The organism is Rheinheimera sp. UJ51 (genome assembly GCF_020819615.1).
Classification (GTDB): domain Bacteria; phylum Pseudomonadota; class Gammaproteobacteria; order Enterobacterales; family Alteromonadaceae; genus Alishewanella; species Alishewanella maricola.
Genome location: NZ_JAJHOG010000006.1, coordinates 102,356 through 120,201 on the forward strand (window position 1 = coordinate 102,356; position 17,846 = coordinate 120,201).

Consider the following 17,846-nt stretch of genomic DNA (forward strand, 5'->3'; position numbering starts at 1 on the left):
ACAAGTTAAACTTTACCTTCACGTAAAGCAGCCTGCAAAAGGCTGGCATTAATATGAGGCCATTATGAAGCTATTAGTACCGGTAAAACGGGTAATTGATTATAACGTGAAAGTTCGGGTTAAACCGGATCAAACTGGTGTGGATTTAGCGAATGTCAAAATGGCATTGAATCCGTTCTGCGAAATTGCTGTTGAAGAAGCGGTGCGCTTAAAAGAAGCCGGTACCGCTAGCGAAGTGGTCGTGGTGTCTATTGGTGCAAAAGCGGTTCAAGAACAGTTGCGTACAGCTTTAGCTTTAGGTGCAGACCGCGCTATTCATATCGAAACTGACCTTACGCTTGATTCGTTACAAGTGGCTAAATTATTAGCCAAAGTGGTGGCAGAAGAACAACCACAGCTAGTGATTCTGGGTAAACAAGCGATCGATTCTGATAATAACCAAACCGCTCAGATGTTAGCTGCGCTAACCGGTATGGGGCAGGGTACTTTTGCCTCAAAAGTAGTGGTGGCTAATGATAAAGTGCAAGTGACACGTGAAATTGACGGTGGCTTGCAAACAGTAGAACTGAGTTTACCTGCGGTGGTATCAACCGATTTACGCTTAAATGAACCGCGTTACGCCTCACTGCCGAACATTATGAAAGCGAAAAAGAAACCTTTAGATGTTAAAGCCGCAGACAGTTTCGGTGTCGGCTTAAGCTCAGAAGTACAGACTTTAAAAGTCACGGCACCACAAAGCCGTAAAGCCGGGGTCATTGTCGAGTCAGTGGCTGAGTTGGTCAGCAAGTTAAAAGATGAAGCGAAGGTGATCTGATGACGATTTTAGTAATTGCAGAACATAATAACGCGGCGTTAAAAGCAGATACATTCAAAACAGTACAAGCGGCGACCTTAATTGGCCAAGACATTCATCTGTTAGTGGCGGGGGCAGATTGCCAAGCTGCAGCTAACGAAGCCGCGACCATCGCGGGGGTCAGTAAAGTGTTACACGCAGATGCGCCCGCTTATGGCCATCAACTGGCTGAAAATGTCGCCGCACTGGTGGCCGAGCTTGGCGCGAGTTACAGCCATATTCTGGCGGCCGCGACCACCACCGGTAAAAATATGCTGCCACGCGTAGCGGCTTTACTTGACGTGGCACAGCTTTCCGATGTGATTGCGATTGAAAGTGCCGATACCTTTGTCAGACCTATCTATGCCGGCAACGCTATCGCTACCGTGCAATCGACGGCCAAGATTAAAGTATTAACGGTGCGTAGTTCTGCTTTTGCCGCTGCTGCAACCGGCAATACTGCTGCCATTGAAGCGGTGTCGGTGGTTAAAGATCTCGGTGTATCTCGTTTTGTCGCAGAAGAGCTTACCAAATCAGAGCGTCCTGAACTGACCGCCGCTAAAGTAATCATTTCTGGTGGCCGTGGTATGCAAAATGGTGAAAATTTTGCGCTGCTAAATGGTATTGCCGATAAGTTGAATGCGGCGATTGGTGCGTCTCGCGCTGCAGTGGATGCCGGCTTCGTGCCGAATGATATGCAAGTGGGCCAAACCGGTAAAATTGTGGCTCCTGATTTGTATATTGCCGTCGGTATTTCTGGTGCTATCCAACACTTAGCCGGTATGAAAGACTCGAAAGTGATTGTTGCCATTAACAAAGACGCTGAAGCGCCAATCTTCCAAGTAGCGGATTACGGTATTGTTGGCGATTTGTTTAATGTACTTCCTGAGCTTGACGCTGCGCTTTAACAGTTGGCGTTAATAGCAAGTCGTTATGAAAAACGGAGTGGCCAAGCCACTCCGTTTTTTTAGGCCGCGACAAAAACCTTTACCTGCTTAACCTCGCTTTTCGCATAATCTGCTGGCTTTTCCTGTGGCGCAACTTTACTATTTGCAGCTGTTATTTATCTCATATGGTCTGGTTCGTCTTCAGGGAGAAAAGTCATGTTACCGCTTATTCGACATGCAGAGCCGGCAGATATTGCGGCAGTGAAAGCCATTTATGATGCCCCCTTAGTCTATGCCAACACCTTACAATTGCCGTTTCAGCCGATGGCAAAATGGCAAAGTTTATTTGAACCGCAAGCCGGTTTTTATAATTTGGTGGCGGAATTAGAAGGTGAAGTCATTGGTCAATTAGGTTTACAGGTGATGCAGAATCCGCGGCGACGCCATGCTGCGGATATTGGTATGGCAGTCGCTGAAGCGTATCAAGGGCAGGGGGTGGGCTCGTCACTGCTGCGTGCCGCCTTAGATTTAGCGGATAACTGGTTAGCCCTGCGGCGTATTGAATTACTGGTGTATAGCAATAACGACTCCGCGATTGCATTGTATGAACGTTTTGGTTTTGAAGTTGAGGCGGAATTAACAGATTATGCCTTTCAATATGGCAACTATATCAATGCGCTGCAAATGGTGCGGATTAATGCTGACCTTTAATCAAAGCGCACCGCCGGTTTAAGACATTTTAGGGTGAAACCTTAGGTTTCACCCTGTTATTTATTATTTCATCTCTTCCAGTTGTTTTTGCTTGTTTTCCCAACGGCGTTTCGCAAAACGACGCAGGTTGGGAATGTTATCGGTTTCATCCATAATCGGTTGGCCGATAATCGCTTCAAACACATCTTCCATGGTCACTAAACCCATCCAGCTGCCGTACTCGTCATAAACCAGCGCCATATGTTGCTGCTCGCGGATCAACTGCGACATTAATTGCTCAACATTCATTTTATCCGAAATGACTTTAACCGGTTTTTTGATGTCTGAGGCCGTTTGTCCGCTTTGATAATCCAGCATGTCATAACGAAACACGATGCCGATAGGAGCTTCTTCGTGATCTAAAATAGGATAACGGGAATACTGGCCTTTTTTGGCGCGTTTCACTAAATCGGCTAACAGTTCATCCGGTTTGGCATAATCACAAACGGTGCGCGGCGTCATAATATCGCGTACTTTGATCTCATGCAGATCCAAAATATTACTGATCACGCGTTGCTCATTTTCATCCAGTTTATTTAACTCACGGCCTAAAATGGTTAAGGCTTTAATTTCTTGTCTTAAATCAAGTTCATGCTGGCCGCCACCAAATAATTTCATCACCTGATCCGACATCCAGATAAAAGGTTTTAGCAACAGAATCATCGCGTTTAACACAGGAGGCAACACTGGCACTAGGCTTGGCCAATAACGGGCACCGATGGTTTTCGGCACGATCTCGGAAAGAATCAAGATCAATAATGTCATTACCGCAGAAGCGATACCCAAATAGCCATCACCAAATACAATAGTGACTTGCGCACCGACACCGGTTGCACCCACGGTGTGGGCCACGGTATTGAGCGTTAAAATCGCCGCTAAGGGTTGGTCAATTTTTTCTTTTAATTGTTTTAGTTTTTCGTATAGCTTTGGCTTGAGCAATTTTTGCTGCGCAATATAGCTCGGTGTGATGGAGAGTAGGGCGGCTTCAAGAATAGAGCAAATGAAGGAAACGCTGATAGACAAAACCACAAACGCGATCAATAAACTCATATAATTTAGTTTTAACACCTCTTTTTGCTAAGACGGCAACATTATATCAAGCGTATTTAACAATAGCTTTAAAATAATTGCTGAGATTGGCCAGCAATTTGAGCAAAAAAAACCTTCACAAGGAAGGTTTTTTAAGGTTTCGATTTACTGATTTTGCGCGTAAAGCTTACATTTTGCCGCATCTTCACACTCACCATACAAATACAAACTGTGATGGGTGAGTTTGATGCCATTGCTGTTAGCGATTTCTAATTGGCGTCTTTCGATAATATCATCTTCAAATTCGACAACCTTACCGCATTTTAAACAGACTAAATGATCATGATGGTTAGCACCGGTGAGTTCAAACACCGATTTGCCGCCTTCAAAATGGTGGCGCGTTAAAATGCCCGCATCATCAAATTGGTTAAGTACTCGATAAACTGTGGCTAAACCGATATCTTCACCCAACTCCAACAGGATTTTATACACATCTTCAGCACTGATATGCTGATTTTTTGGATCTTGTAGGATCTCAAGGATTTTCACTCGAGGCAGCGTGACTTTGAGGCCCGCTTTGCGTAATTCGGTATTGTGATCGTTCATAAGTACTCTTTTTTAACGTGAACTTGCTAAGGATTATAAAGAGATCAGGGCTATATTCAAATGCTTTATGTACATTGCTTTTTTAAGAGCCACTCTTGTACTGTTAACGACAATCGGTAGAATGCACTAAACAGGTCTTACCAGGGGAACTTATGCGTTGGGCATTTAAGCCATCGGTACTGCGGCATTTACTTAATTTTTGGCCGCCGTTTTTATTTTGTGGTATCAGAGTGACGGTATTAAGTGATGATTATCGCTATTGTAAAGTAGAGCTAAAATCACGGCCTTGGACCAAAAACATTAATCGCAGTCAATTTGGCGGTTCTATGTTTGCGATGACCGATCCCATTTATCCCTTGATGTTAATGGGCGCCTTAGGTAAAGAGTACCACGTTTGGGATAAACAAGCTGACATCAACTTTATTAGCCCTGGCTACAGTAAGTTGGTGGCTGAGTTTTGGTTATCGGATGACACCGTGACCGACATCAAGCAACACACAGCGCAGGGCGACAAATATTTTCCACAGTTTCTGGTGCATATTCATGATGCGAAACATCAGGTGGTGTGCGAGGTCAATCGTACCTTGTATGTGCGAAAGAAAGCACAATATCGCGCTGGCTAAGCATCAAAAAGCACAAAGGCTGCCCATGGCAGCCTTTGTTTGAATAACCTAAGCGCTGGCTGTAATTACAGCGAGGCAAACTCAGCTAAACTCATTTCATCATAAACTTGCTTACACCACTGCTTAACCCTTTTTTCGGTTAATTCAGGTTGACGATCTTCGTCAACCCCTAAACCGATAAAGTGGTTATCATCCACTAAGGCTTTTGAAGCCACAAAGTTGTAGCCTGCGGTTGGCCAGTGTCCAACGATGATGGCGCCTTTAGGTTCGATGATGTCACGTAATGTGCCCATCGCATCGAGGAAATACTCCGCGTAATCTTCCTGATCACCACAACCAAAGATACCAACCAGTTTATTATTAAAGTCGATGCCTTCAAGTTCTGGGAAAAAATCGTCCCAGTCACATTGTGCTTCGCCATAATACCAAGTAGGAATGCCCAACAGCAGTAAATCAAAATTCGCTATATCTTCTTTACTGCTTTTAGCGATATCCCGTACTTCTATTAACTGTTTACCCAGTTCTTTCTGGATCATTTTGGCGATATGTTCAGTGTTACCTGTATCGCTACCAAAAAAAATGCCAACTGTTGCCATGTTTTAAGCCTTCTTACCCGGCCAAAGCCTGTTCTAAAAGATGTTCAATAAAGTGACTACGTGTCATATTTGCCTGTGCGGCGGCCAAATCAAGCTTTTCACAAAGCTGTTCTGGCACTTTACACTCAATACGCTTTAAGCCCTTAACACGATCGCGTTTAATTTGATTACGTTTGTTTTGTTTCAGTTGTTCTTCCCGTGGCAACAAATTGGTTTTGGGCCGACCAGGACGCTTATCCAAAGCAAACAAATCAATAGTTGTGCGATCAGTGGCTATTTTCGCCATTAATCTGTAACCCTCTTATTCGAAAAAATACTGCACAATACTTTTCACGATAAACACCAGGGGTGATAAAAACAGCACTAGCCAAACAAAAATTTGTCCGATTCTTGGTGCTTCACTTTTCTTCAAGACGTCTCGGATAGCCAGTACGATAAAGAAGTACAATCCGCCAAGTCCTAACCATAATCCAATGGTTTCAAACTGTTCTATGCTCATTGACATCGTTCGCCTCTGAAAAAAGTGCGCGCATCATAGCATATTTAGTGAAAAGTTTTCTGCGTTACGTCAATAAAAAGTCAGATACCAGCTTATTAAACGCACTGGGTTTTTCGGCATGTAACCAATGCCCCGTGCCTTGAATAATCTTCGCTTGTGCCTGTGGGAACAAGCCTAAGATGGTTGGGCGATGTTCTGGCAAAATATAATCCGATTCGGCACCCTTGATAAACAAGACTTTTCCATTGAATTGGCCACCGGCTTGCGGCGCGTTTATCAGCTGCAGATACTGCTGCTGCAAGGCGGCTAAGTTAAAGCGCCAACGGAATCCGTTGTCTGTTTTCTCTAAGCTTTTCAGTAAAAATTGCCGCACACCCGGTTCAACAATGTGCTGCGCCATCTGTTGGTCTGCCTCACCGCGATTGGCGATGTGCAAAAGATCAACCTGATTTAAGCCGGCAAAAACCGTGCTATGCCGAGCGCTGTAACTGACCGGAGCAATATCCGCCACAATTAAGCGGTCGAGTCGCTCAGGGTGGCGCAGCGCAAATTCCATCGCCAATTTACCGCCCATCGAGTGCCCTAACAGCGCAAAAGGTCGCAGCCCTAAGTCATCTAAGGTTTCAGACAGATCGGCTGCCATCAGTGAATAGTTCATTTCATCGCTATGTGCAGAGCGGCCATGATTGCGTACATCAACGTTGAGCACCTGAAAATGCTCGCTTAGCGCACGCGCCACACCGCCTAAATTTTCTAAGCTACCGAATAAACCGTGGACCAACACCACTAAGGGGCCTTGGCCTGTTAATTGATAATGTAAAATCATAATTATCCTATCTGCGTAATTGCTGCTATTTTAACAAAACAGCGAACTGGCGTCAGTGGCAAAGCCTTTATATAATGACCTGAATTTGAGGTAACGGATTAAATCTATGAAAACCATTGAAATTGACGACGATTTGTATCAATACATTGCGGCACAGACATTGCAGATTGGCGAAAGTGCGTCGGATATACTGCGTCGTTTATTGCCTGGTGCTCCGCTAAAAACTTCCACTGCATCCCTTGACAGCTCGCCAGAGCTCAGCAAAGCTAAGTCTGAAGAGCCAGTGGTTCCGGTTGCAACGGTTAGCGAGCCGCCAAAGCGTACCGAGAAACAAGGCAATATTTTTGATCTGGTCACGCCGGCTGATTTACAAGCCGAGCACAATATCGTTGGCCGTTTTTTGTATTTGTTGTCGGTGTTAGCCCGAGTGCACAAAAAAGACTTCCCCAATGTGTTGGAAATAAAAGGCCGCAATCGCCTGTATTTTGCTAAATCAGCAGCGGAATTGTCTGAAAGTGGCAGTAGTACTAACCCTAAGCAAATTCCGAATACGGATTTTTGGGTGATTACTAACTCGAACACAACTCGCAAGAAAATGATGTTGACAGAAACGGCAAGCAAACTGGGTTATAGCGCTGAAGACGCAGAACGTATTCGCGATTTATTATAATAATTAAGGAATGGTTATGTCATTACATCCGCTGGCAGGTCAGCCGGTACCTAACGAACTTATCCCGAATGTTTGCCGCTTAATGACGGCCTATTATGTCCTAGAACCCGATATTCATAGCCATGCCACACACCGCGTTAGCTTTGGGACTTCTGGCCATCGTGGTAGCGCATTAAGCTGCTCTTTCAACGAGCCGCACGTTTTAGCCATTTGCCAAGCGGTCGCCGATTATCGTAAAGCACAGGGGATCACGGGCCCGTTGTTTTTAGGTAAAGATACGCATGCCTTATCAGAAGCGGCCTTTGCCAGTGCCTTAGAGGTGTTAATTGCTAACAATATTCAGGTTTGTATTCAAGAAGGCCTTGGCTATACGCCTACTCCGGTTATTTCGCATGCCATATTAACGCAAAATAAAGGCGCTACTGGCCAACTTGCCGATGGTATTGTCATTACACCGTCGCACAATCCACCTGAAGATGGCGGTATTAAGTACAATCCACCGCACGGTGGCCCAGCGGATACCGATGCGACAAACTGGATTGAGCAACGCGCTAATGAATTACTGGCTAACGAATTAGACGGTGTGCGGATGATGCCTTACGCCTTGGCCTTACAATCAGGCTATTGCCAGCATATCGATTATATCCAGCACTATGTTGATGACCTGGAAAACGTGATCGACATGGCCGCCATTGCCAAAGCCGGTATACGGATCGGGGTCGATCCTTTAGGGGGCTCCGGTATTGCCTATTGGCCGCGTATTGCTGAACGTTATGGTTTAAATATTACCGTGGTAAACAACAAAGTTGACCCGTCATTCTCTTTTATGTCGTTAGATAAAGACGGCAAGATCCGCATGGATTGTTCCTCTGCTTATGCCATGGCGAATTTAATTAAACTCAAAGATCAGTTTGATGTGGCCATTGGTAACGATCCAGATTTTGACCGCCATGGCATCGTGACGCGCAGTGGCGGCTTGATGAATCCGAACCATTACTTGGCGGTGGCGATCAATTATTTACTGGCGAATCGACCGCAGTGGGATGACAAACTGGCCATCGGTAAAACCTTGGTATCCAGTGCGCTAATTGACCGAGTCGTTGCAGCACAAGGCCGTATTTTAAAAGAAGTACCGGTTGGCTTTAAATGGTTTGTTGAGGGTTTACACCAAGGCACTATTGCTTTTGGTGGCGAAGAGAGCGCCGGTGCCAGTTTCTTACGCCATGATGGTACCGCTTGGTCTACCGATAAAGACGGTTTTATCCTGGGCTTATTAGCCGCTGAAATGCTGGCAAAAACCGGTGTTGATCCTTATCAGCAATACCAAGCGTTAACGCGTGAGCTGGGCTCGCCGTTGTATCGTCGTTTAGATGCGCCGGCGGATGCCAAGCAAAAAGCGGCATTAAAGAATCTGGATACCAGCAGTGTCAGTGCCACCCATTTAGCGGGTGATGCCATCTTAGCGGTTTTAACGAAAGCACCCGGTAACGATGCCAGTATTGGTGGCGTTAAAGTCGTGACAAAGAATGGCTGGTTTGCTGCGCGGCCATCGGGTACCGAAAACGCCTATAAAATATACTTAGAAAGCTTTGTTGATCAGGCCCACTTAGAGCAGCTAGAAATGGATGCGAAAGCCTTTGTGGCTGATGTGTTCAGTAAAATGTAGTGTTACACCCTTTAGGCAGGTAAACACGCTTTTGTCGCGTATTTGCCTGCCTGCTGCGGTTTAAATGAAAATCGTGATTATGTAATTTAATTACAGGATGCACTTTTTTTTTGCCAAAACGACCTTTATAGGCTATTGTTTTAGTAATTTTTCAACAAATATGCATTGAAATCGTGAAATACGCGGAAAACTTTAGGATTGGCAATGAAAAAAACCACTACAGCTAAAGCGGCCGCGTCTGCCGCAACTGCCACAGAGCAGTTGAAAGAACGCATTGTTAAACATTTACACTCCACCTTAGGTACCGATCTTAATAAAGCCAGTCATCAGGCTTGGTGGCGCGCGACCTGTGCCGCTGTCAACGAACAAATCTACGACGGTTTAAGAACAACGCAACGTACCCACTATGAAAAAGATACTCGGGCACTCCACTATTTCAGTTTAGAGTACCTGATGGGACGTATGTTCAGTAATAACCTGCATAACCTTGGGTTATACGAGCAAGCAAAACAAGCTTTATCTGAATTGGGCTTAGACATTGCCGATTTGGAAGATCAAGAAGAAGATATGGCACTGGGTAACGGTGGTTTAGGGCGCTTAGCCGCGTGCTTTATCGAATCGTTAGCCACCTTAAATTATCCGGCCATTGGCTATGGTATTCATTACGAAAACGGTTTGTTCCAGCAAAGTTTTCAAGATGGACGTCAAATCGAACGTCCAGACAGCTGGCGCGAATACGGTAACCCTTGGGAGATCTGTCGCCCAGAATCAGTACAAGAAATTGCTGTTTATGGTTATGTCGAGACCGTATTTGATTTACAAGGCCAAATGCAAAAAGTCTGGCACCCGGGGCGTATTATCAAAGGTGTGCCTTGGGATATTCCTATTGTTGGTTACGATGGTAGCTCAGTTAACGTGTTACGTTTGTGGGAAAGCCGTGCCTCAGACTTTTTTAACTGGGACGTATTTAACTCGGGTGGTTATATCGATGCTGCGCGTGAAAACGTGGAAGCCGAAAATATTTCCAAAGTGTTATACCCCAATGATGAAACGGATGCCGGTAAAGAGTTACGGTTAATTCAGCAGTATTTCTTCTGTTCTTGTTCATTAAAAGACATTATTCGCCGTTATAAACGTCGGCACGGTGATGATTGGAGCCAATTTGGTAAACAAGTGGTCATTCAATTAAACGATACTCACCCTGCGGTAGCGATTCCTGAATTAATGCGTATTTTAGTCGACCGAGCGCAAATGGCTTGGGATGATGCATGGGCGATTTGTCAGCAGGTTTTTGCCTACACCAACCATACCTTATTGCCAGAAGCGCTAGAGCGTTGGCCGGTAAGATTGTTTGAAAAAGTATTACCTCGGCACATTGAAATTATTTATGAAATCAACCGCCGCTTCTTGTTAGAGCAGGTAGACGTGTTGTGGCCTGGCGATAACGAGAAAAAACGTAAATTGTCTATTATCGAAGAAGGCCATGAGCCAATGGTTAGGATGGGGCATTTATCGGTTGTGGGTTCATTTAAAGTGAATGGTGTGGCCGAAGTGCACTCTAAATTGGTGCAATCCGATCTTTTCCCAGAAATGGTGGCATTATGGCCGGATAAATTTACCAACATCACTAACGGTGTCACGCCACGGCGTTGGTTAAAGTCATGTAACCCGCGTTTGGCTAAGTTGCTGGATACGATTGTCGGTACAGATTGGCCGCGAGAGCTGAATCAGTTACAAAAACTTGTTGAGCATGCCAAAGATCCGCAGTTCCAAGAAAACTTTATGGCGATTAAACAGCAAAATAAAGCTGACTTAGCCGTGGTGATTAAGAAACTGACGCGTATCGATGTTGATCCTACCGCGATGTTTGACGTGCAAATTAAACGCTTACATGAATACAAACGGCAACATCTGAATTTACTGCATATCTTGGCGTTATATCGCCGTATTTTGCAAAATCCAGATTACGATATGGTGCCTCGTGTGTTCTTGTTTGGTGCTAAAGCCGCACCCGGTTACAAGCTGGCTAAAGACATTATTTATGCCATTAATAAAGTCGCTGAAAAAATCAACAACGATAAGCGAGTTAAAAACCGTATTAAAGTAGTGTTCATGCCGAACTACCGCGTCACCTTGGCTGAAAAACTGATCCCCGCAGCAGATATTTCTGAGCAAATCTCTATGGCTGGTAAAGAAGCTTCGGGTACCGGTAATATGAAACTGGCGTTAAATGGTGCCATTACAGTAGGGACCTTGGATGGGGCTAATATTGAAATTGCCGAAGAAGTCGGTGAAGACAATATCGCGATCTTTGGTTTAACGGTAGATGAAGTAAAAGCGCTACATCAGAAGGGCTATCATAGCAGCGAGTATTACCATAATAACCCTGAGCTGAAAGCGATTCTGGATTGGTTAGAAACCGATTACTTTACGCCAGGTAAACCCGGTGAGTTAGCGGCAATTAAACGCAGCTTGTTAGATGGTAACGACCCATACTTAGTATTGGCTGATTTTGAGTCTTACTTAGCGGCGCAGCAAAAAGTCGATACATGGTATCGTGACCCTGCGCTCTGGGCAGAGAAAGCCATTATCAATACCGCATCGGTCGGGAAGTTTACTTCAGATCGCTCTATCAACGATTATGTTGAACGGGTGTGGAAACTGAAGTCTTGCGACATTATTAAAAAGTAAGAGAAAAAAGAAAGTAAACGTCTGATTGCGTTTCTTCATAGTTTAAACGGCAGCGCTTTTCGCTGCCGTTTTTATTTAATGCTCGAAACTTGTCTTGCTTTCTTTTATGCTAGCGCCAAGTTCGATGGCGTAGTGTGAGAGCTTATGCGTTTTCTTTGCGTGGTATTATGCTTTTTCTGCTTTAGCAAAATGGCCAGTGCTAACGAGTCATTGGCCAACACTTTGCAGTGGGCCATCAATGATGCACCGCCTTTTCATATTATTGACGGGCCCTATCAAGGCTTAGGCTTGTGTGATGGATTAATGGATGCAGTACATCGCGCCTTGCCAGATAAACAACGTTCAGTGTGGTTAATGCCACAAGCGCGCATCAGTAGTTTATTAAAACAACAATCCGAATTATGCTTCCCCTGTATGATTTATCATGGCCAACATGATGAGCGAGCCTATTTCAGTTTACCGACCCATGTCTATTACCCTTATCAACTGATCACCACTAAAGCCAAAGCGGCACAGATACAATTGCGCTATGGTAATCCATTAGCTTTTACCGCCTTATTGGCTGATAAACACTACCGCTTAGGTTATCCGGCGGGGCGGCGCTATAGTATTTTGCAGCCCTTGTTAGATAAAACCCCACCGTTTCTCGCGCGAACTGGCAGTGGCGGTGCTATTGCGATCCTGCAGATGATTGTGGCAGATCGCTTAGATTACACGATGGATTATCCCATTATTGCCAATTACTTTCATAAAGTGTTTGATAGCGAGTTAACGTTAACTCCACTGCAAGAGAACGATCAAACGCACATACCTGGTGCCATTGGCTGTGCTAAAACGGCATGGGGCCAAGCGGTCTTAGCCGAGATCAACGCGGTAATGCCACAAATAAGACAAGATCCCGCCTTTCTTAAAATTCTGGAATTGTGGGCAGGGCAAGATCCTGCTGCTTACCTAGAGTTTAATAAACTGCATTTGGCCAATCCTGCTTATAATGCCAGCCCCTTACAACCTTAAATGGCTTCGTGCTAACCGCGGCGTTTGGTGATCAGGCTTTCTCGGGTTACTATCAGAAAAAACACTACTAAGAATTAACATTTTATCGACAGGAGTAACAGCAATGATGATGGAGCAGTTTCGTCATAGCGGCGATTTTTTAGCTTTTACCTTAGCCAATCCTAATGGTTTAGCCCCTTGTCAGTTTGAATTAGGCTCAGGCGTTACTGTCGAGATCTGGGATACTGGTGTGATCTGTTTTCAGCCCGCCCAAGCCGCTCGACAGCATATTATTCTCAGTTGTGGTGTGCATGGTAATGAAACGGCTCCCATCGAACTGTGTGCCGCTATCGTGCAAGATATTTTACAGGGGCATTTAACACCTACTGAGCGGGTATTAGTGCTATTCGCTAATCCTGCCGCCATAAATTTAGGCCGCCGTGAAGTGACTGAGAATTTAAATCGGTTATTTTCGGGGCATCATAGTAAGGGGGCGGGTTTAATCAACGCCGAGCGGCAACGTGCCCAAGCGTTAGAGCAGTATGTTACCCGATTTTATGACGGCGCCCCGGCCAATGAGCCGCGTTGTTTATATGATTTACACACCGCCATTCGTGGCTCTCGTTTTGAGAAGTTCGCCGTGTATCCTTTTTTACATGGTAAGCCTTGGCGCAAACAACAGTTACAATTTCTGGCGGCTTGCGATGTGCACACGGTGCTGATGATGCAAACGCCGGCCAGTACCTTTAGCTATTATGCGTCGCACAGCCATGGCGCGGATGCCTTCACCATAGAACTGGGTAAAGTGCAGCCGTTTGGCCAAAATGATATGTCACGTTTTGCCCAAGCAGACAGTGCCTTACGTGCACTGATTACCGACCGTTTACCTGCGCCGAAACCTTTTGCGGCAGAAGATTTTCATCTTTATGAAGTGTATCGCGCCATTAATAAGCAAACTCAAGATTTCAAGTTACATTTTGCTGACGATGTCCAGAATTTCACCAGTTATCCGTTAGGTAGCTTATTGGCCACCGATGGTGACTTAGAGTATCGGGTAGAGCGCGAGGGGGAGGCGTTAATTTTCCCGAACGCTAAAGTGGCCATTGGGCAGCGTGCTATGCTGATGGTGGTACCCACAGACATTCAACATAACCTGATCTAACGTCTTAACGGCCTTAGCCAGTAAATATAACCTGACAGTACTGTGTGCTGTTAGGTTTTTTTATGCCAGCGCGCGGTTGCATTGCAGTTTACGTAAAGGTAAAGTCTAGCGGAAAAACGAGTCATTACAACCAAGAGAGTCCTTATGACCAATCCAAATAACGCCACCATTACCACGGTGCATCGCGCAGAGTTTACTGCCAGTGACGCGTTAAAAATCCCTACCTTAAGGATCCTGAAAGACGATGGTAGCCTTTATGCAGAAGCAGAGGCACCTACGTTAGACAAGGCAACCGCGTTAAAAATGTATGACACTATGGTGTTTATCCGAGTGTTAGATGAAAGGATGTTGGCTGCACAGCGCCAAGGTCGCATCAGTTTTTACATGCAATGCTTAGGCGAAGAGGCAACCACTGTCGGCAGTGCGGCAGCGTTAACGGATCTTGACATGATTATGGCGCAATACCGCGAACAAGGTGCTTTGCGCTATCGTGGCTTTACGCTAGAACAATTTATGAACCAGTTGTTCTCCAACGAGAAAGACTTGGGTAAAGGCCGGCAGATGCCGGTGCATTATGGTAGCAATGCTATCAACTATATGACGATTTCGTCACCCTTAGGCACCCAGATCCCACAGGCCAGTGGTTACGCTTATGCGCAAAAGTTGCGTGGATTGGAAGCCGTAACAATTTGTTATTTTGGTGAAGGTGCGGCTTCTGAAGGCGACTTCCATGCCGGTTTAAATATGGCAGCGGTGCATAAAGCACCGGTGATTTTTTTCTGTCGCAACAATGGCTATGCCATTTCTACGCCAGCGAATGAACAGTTTGTCGGTGACGGTATTGCCTGTCGCGCGGTAGGTTATGGCATGAAGTCGATTCGTGTTGATGGGGCCGACATTCTGGCGGTGTTTAAGGCCACGCAAATGGCCCGTGAATATGCGTTAAAGCATAACGAGCCGGTTTTAATTGAGTCGATGGCATACCGTTTAGGTGCCCATTCCTCTTCTGATGATCCAAGTGGCTATCGTTCTAAGGAAGAAGAAGCCTTATGGCGCAAGAACGATCCTATCGCCCGTTACAAAGCCTGGTTATTACAGCAAGGTTGGCTGGATGAAGCGGCCGACAAAGCGCAAACTGAGCAGTTACGTATTGATATCTTAGATGCGCTTAAAGTGGCTGAAAAAGTGGCGAAACCAGGTATCGAACACTTAATTTCTGATGTTTATGCCGAGCCTATTCCTGCATTACAGCAACAATTAGACGAATTAAAACAGCATATCCGGAAATATCCAGATGCGTATCCGATCACGGCGGGGAGATTAGACTAATGGCAAAAATGAACATGTTGCAGGCCATTAACAATGCCCTAGATTTGGCAATGGCTAAAGATGATGGCGTGGTCTGTTTTGGTGAAGATGTTGGCCACTTTGGTGGTGTATTTCGTGCAACCAGTAAACTGCAAGAAAAGTATGGTAAAGCTCGTTGTTTCAACACGCCACTGACTGAGCAAGGTATCGCTGGTTTTGCCAATGGTATGGCGGCACAGGGCATGAAGCCGGTCGCTGAAATTCAATTTGCGGATTATATCTTTCCCGCCTTTGACCAAATCGTCAATGAAACCGCCAAGTTTCGCTATCGCTCGGGTAATGAATTTAATGTCGGTGGCTTGGTGTTCCGTACGCCTTACGGTGGCGGCATTGCTGGTGGACATTACCACAGCCAAAGCCCAGAGGCCTACTTTGCGCACACCCCGGGTTTAAAAATCGTGGTACCTCGCGATCCTTATCAAGCGAAAGGCTTACTCTTAGCCTCGATTGCTTGTCCAGATCCGGTGATCTTTTTTGAACCGAAGAAACTGTATCGTGCCTCCATTGGCGAAGTACCAGAAGAGTATTATGAGTTACCTATCGGTAAAGCGGAGATCCTACAACAAGGTAAGGATGTCACGGTACTGGGCTGGGGCGCGCAAATGGAAATTATTCAAAAAGCCGTTGAGATGGCCGCTGCCGAAGGTATTTCCTGTGAAGTGATTGACCTGCGCAGCATTCTGCCATGGGACGCGGATACCGTTGCCGCATCCGTGAAAAAAACCGGCCGTTTAGTGATTAACCATGAAGCGCCATTAACCGGTGGTTTCGCCGGTGAAATTGCCGCGACCATTCAAGGCAGCTGTTTCTTGCACCTCGAAAGCCCCATCGAACGGGTGTGCGGTATGGATACACCTTATCCGCTGGCGCTAGAAAAAGAATATGTCGCCGATCATCTGAAAACCTTCGAAGCGATTAAACGCTCGGTTAACTTCTAAGGAGCTCCGGATGAAACAAGATTTTATTCTGCCAGATATTGGCGAAGGTATTGTTGAGTGTGAAATCGTGGAATGGCTGGTTGCTGAAGGCGATACCATCAGTGAAGACCAACCGGTTTGTGATGTGATGACCGACAAAGCATTAGTGCAGATCCCCGCGGTTTATAACGGTGTGGTCAGTAAACTGTACTATGCCAAAGGTGAGATTGCTAAGGTACATGCGCCATTATTTGCAATGGAGATTGCTGACGATGGCAATACCGCTGCCCATGCTGAACCCGCGAAGGCCACCCAAGTAGCGGCCCCAGCTCAGCCTGCTGCTGCGCCACAAGCCAATGGCACGATCAGTGAAGACTTTATTTTACCGGATATCGGTGAGGGTATTGTCGAGTGTGAAATCGTAGAATGGTTAGTTGCTGAAGGTGAGACCATCAGCGAAGATCAACCGGTTTGTGATGTGATGACTGATAAAGCCTTAGTGCAGATCCCGGCAAAACACTCGGGTGTAGTCAGTAAACTGTATTATGCCAAAGGTGAGATTGCCAAGGTGCATGCGCCGTTATTTGCCATCAGTCGTGCAGTGGATGCGCTATCTGACAGCAGCAATGCGGTTACCGCAGCCCCAGCAGCCACCACCAGCAGCCAAGTGACTGCTCAGGCTAAAGCCAGTAATCATGCCGCGGTAAGTCGTCAGGCGCCACAAGGTAAAGCCTTAGCTAGCCCTGCGGTGCGGCGTTTAGCACGTGAACTGGGTGTGGATATTCATATGGTACCCGGCTCTGGTGATAAAGGCCGGGTGTTTAAAGACGATGTCCGTGCCTTTACTGCCGGTGAGGCGAAGCCCACGACGCAAGCAACCGCCAGCAGCGTGAGCAACACGACAGCCTCTGCAGCGCCAGCAGCATCAGCGACTCATCGCGTTGAAGCTATTCGGGGAATTAAAGCAGCCATGGCTCGGCAAATGACCGAGTCGGTATCGACTATTCCGCATTTTACTTATTGCGAAGAAATTGATTTAACGGAATTGATTGCCCTGCGCAGCCAGTTAAAAGATCACTATGCCAAGCAAGGCGTGAAACTGACCATGATGCCGTTCTTTATGAAAGCCTTATCGCTGGCGATCAATGAGTTTCCGGTAATGAACAGTCAGCCGAATGCCGACTGCACTGAGTTAACTTATTTTAGTGCGCACAATATTGGTATTGCGGTTGACTCTAAAGTCGGTTTGTTAGTGCCTAATATTAAAGGTTGTGAGCAAAAGTCTATTGTGGAAATTGCCAAGGCCTTAACTAAATTAACGGATGCCGCTCGCGAAGGCCGAGTGAGTCCTGCTGATTTAAAAGGCGGCACGATTACCATCAGTAATATTGGCGCCATTGGTGGCACAGTAGCGACACCCATCATCAATAAACCGGAAGTGGCAATTGTCGCCCTAGGTAAGGTGCAGTCTTTACCGCGCTTTGATGCCAAAGGCCAAGTGGTCGCTCGGCAAATTATGCAAGTGAGCTGGTCAGGCGATCACCGCATTATAGATGGTGGTACCATTGCACGCTTTACCAATTTGTGGAAACAGTATTTAGAGCAGCCAAGCAGTATGCTGGTGGCTATGCGCTAAACCGTGCATTTTAAGTCGATTTAAAACCCCAGCTTGCTGGGGTTTTGTTTTTGGTGAATTGAAACTGAAATGTAAACTTTATTTTTTTGCGGTGT

The 17,846-nt window shown here is 45.9% G+C and carries 18 protein-coding genes; 12 read left to right on the forward strand and 6 right to left on the reverse strand.

The window, feature by feature from the left end; translation table 11 throughout:
• The first annotated feature begins 64 nt into the window (after window positions 1–64).
• The 3 genes from LMJ53_RS09755 to LMJ53_RS09765 all read left to right on the forward strand — a co-directional run bounded on the left by LMJ53_RS09755 (window position 65) and on the right by LMJ53_RS09765 (window position 2,430).
• Window positions 65–814 (forward strand): electron transfer flavoprotein subunit beta/FixA family protein, encoded by a 750-nt coding sequence (locus LMJ53_RS09755; RefSeq protein ID WP_229585879.1) that lies wholly within the window; start codon window positions 65–67, stop codon window positions 812–814.
• A complete protein-coding gene (locus LMJ53_RS09760) occupies window positions 814–1,740 on the forward strand; it encodes an electron transfer flavoprotein subunit alpha/FixB family protein (protein WP_229585880.1) in 927 nt (308 codons plus the stop codon). The genes LMJ53_RS09755 and LMJ53_RS09760 overlap by 1 nt, the downstream gene beginning before the upstream one ends.
• Window positions 1,741–1,935: 195 nt before the next feature.
• Window positions 1,936–2,430 (forward strand): GNAT family N-acetyltransferase, encoded by a 495-nt coding sequence (locus LMJ53_RS09765; protein ID WP_226751481.1) that lies wholly within the window; start codon window positions 1,936–1,938, stop codon window positions 2,428–2,430.
• 63 nt (window positions 2,431–2,493) lie between these two features.
• On the opposite strand, the gene LMJ53_RS09770 is transcribed toward LMJ53_RS09765, so the two are convergent.
• A complete protein-coding gene (locus tag LMJ53_RS09770) occupies window positions 2,494–3,519 on the reverse strand; it encodes a CNNM domain-containing protein (protein WP_229585881.1) in 1,026 nt (341 codons plus the stop codon).
• A 144-nt stretch (window positions 3,520–3,663) separates the two neighbouring features.
• Window positions 3,664–4,104 (reverse strand): ferric iron uptake transcriptional regulator, encoded by a 441-nt coding sequence (gene fur / locus LMJ53_RS09775; protein WP_229585882.1) that lies wholly within the window; start codon window positions 4,102–4,104, stop codon window positions 3,664–3,666.
• 152 nt (window positions 4,105–4,256) lie between these two features.
• Between fur and LMJ53_RS09780 the strand changes: the two genes are divergently transcribed.
• Window positions 4,257–4,727 (forward strand): DUF4442 domain-containing protein, encoded by a 471-nt coding sequence (locus tag LMJ53_RS09780; RefSeq protein WP_229585883.1) that lies wholly within the window; start codon window positions 4,257–4,259, stop codon window positions 4,725–4,727.
• A gap of 65 nt (window positions 4,728–4,792) precedes the next feature.
• Here the strand turns inward: LMJ53_RS09780 and fldA are convergent, their stop codons facing one another.
• The 4 genes from fldA to LMJ53_RS09800 form a co-directional block, all read right to left on the reverse strand.
• Complete coding sequence (gene fldA, locus LMJ53_RS09785) at window positions 4,793–5,323, reverse strand: flavodoxin FldA (RefSeq protein ID WP_226751485.1); 531 nt, start codon at window positions 5,321–5,323, stop codon at window positions 4,793–4,795.
• Window positions 5,324–5,336: 13 nt separating this feature from the next.
• The gene (ybfE, locus tag LMJ53_RS09790; protein ID WP_226751486.1) at window positions 5,337–5,609 is read right to left on the reverse strand and encodes a LexA regulated protein; all 273 of its coding nucleotides are present in this window, start codon (window positions 5,607–5,609) and stop codon (window positions 5,337–5,339) included.
• Between the two features lie 15 nt (window positions 5,610–5,624).
• Complete coding sequence (locus tag LMJ53_RS09795) at window positions 5,625–5,822, reverse strand: DUF2788 domain-containing protein (protein ID WP_229585884.1); 198 nt, start codon at window positions 5,820–5,822, stop codon at window positions 5,625–5,627.
• Between the two features lie 64 nt (window positions 5,823–5,886).
• The gene (locus tag LMJ53_RS09800; protein WP_229585885.1) at window positions 5,887–6,648 is read right to left on the reverse strand and encodes an alpha/beta fold hydrolase; all 762 of its coding nucleotides are present in this window, start codon (window positions 6,646–6,648) and stop codon (window positions 5,887–5,889) included.
• A gap of 106 nt (window positions 6,649–6,754) precedes the next feature.
• Between LMJ53_RS09800 and seqA the strand changes: the two genes are divergently transcribed.
• The 8 genes from seqA to LMJ53_RS09840 all read left to right on the forward strand — a co-directional run bounded on the left by seqA (window position 6,755) and on the right by LMJ53_RS09840 (window position 17,751).
• A complete protein-coding gene (gene seqA, locus LMJ53_RS09805; RefSeq protein ID WP_229585886.1) occupies window positions 6,755–7,318 on the forward strand; it encodes a replication initiation negative regulator SeqA in 564 nt (187 codons plus the stop codon).
• A gap of 16 nt (window positions 7,319–7,334) precedes the next feature.
• On the forward strand, window positions 7,335–8,984 hold the full coding sequence (pgm, locus tag LMJ53_RS09810; RefSeq protein ID WP_229585887.1) for a phosphoglucomutase (alpha-D-glucose-1,6-bisphosphate-dependent): 1,650 nt from the start codon (window positions 7,335–7,337) through the stop codon (window positions 8,982–8,984).
• Window positions 8,985–9,188: 204 nt separating this feature from the next.
• Window positions 9,189–11,675 carry a glycogen/starch/alpha-glucan phosphorylase gene (locus tag LMJ53_RS09815; RefSeq protein WP_229585888.1) on the forward strand — a complete coding sequence of 829 codons (2,487 nt, stop codon included), beginning with the start codon at window positions 9,189–9,191 and terminating at the stop codon, window positions 11,673–11,675.
• 144 nt (window positions 11,676–11,819) lie between these two features.
• Complete coding sequence (locus LMJ53_RS09820; RefSeq protein ID WP_229585889.1) at window positions 11,820–12,689, forward strand: hypothetical protein; 870 nt, start codon at window positions 11,820–11,822, stop codon at window positions 12,687–12,689.
• Window positions 12,690–12,792: 103 nt separating this feature from the next.
• Window positions 12,793–13,830 (forward strand): succinylglutamate desuccinylase, encoded by a 1,038-nt coding sequence (gene astE / locus LMJ53_RS09825; RefSeq protein WP_229585890.1) that lies wholly within the window; start codon window positions 12,793–12,795, stop codon window positions 13,828–13,830.
• A 144-nt stretch (window positions 13,831–13,974) separates the two neighbouring features.
• On the forward strand, window positions 13,975–15,159 hold the full coding sequence (locus LMJ53_RS09830) for a thiamine pyrophosphate-dependent dehydrogenase E1 component subunit alpha (RefSeq protein ID WP_229585891.1): 1,185 nt from the start codon (window positions 13,975–13,977) through the stop codon (window positions 15,157–15,159).
• Complete coding sequence (locus LMJ53_RS09835) at window positions 15,159–16,136, forward strand: alpha-ketoacid dehydrogenase subunit beta (RefSeq protein WP_226751495.1); 978 nt, start codon at window positions 15,159–15,161, stop codon at window positions 16,134–16,136. Before LMJ53_RS09830 ends, LMJ53_RS09835 begins: the two co-directional genes overlap by 1 nt.
• A gap of 10 nt (window positions 16,137–16,146) precedes the next feature.
• A complete protein-coding gene (locus tag LMJ53_RS09840; RefSeq protein ID WP_229585892.1) occupies window positions 16,147–17,751 on the forward strand; it encodes a dihydrolipoyllysine-residue acetyltransferase in 1,605 nt (534 codons plus the stop codon).
• The last annotated feature ends 95 nt before the right edge of the window (window positions 17,752–17,846 follow it).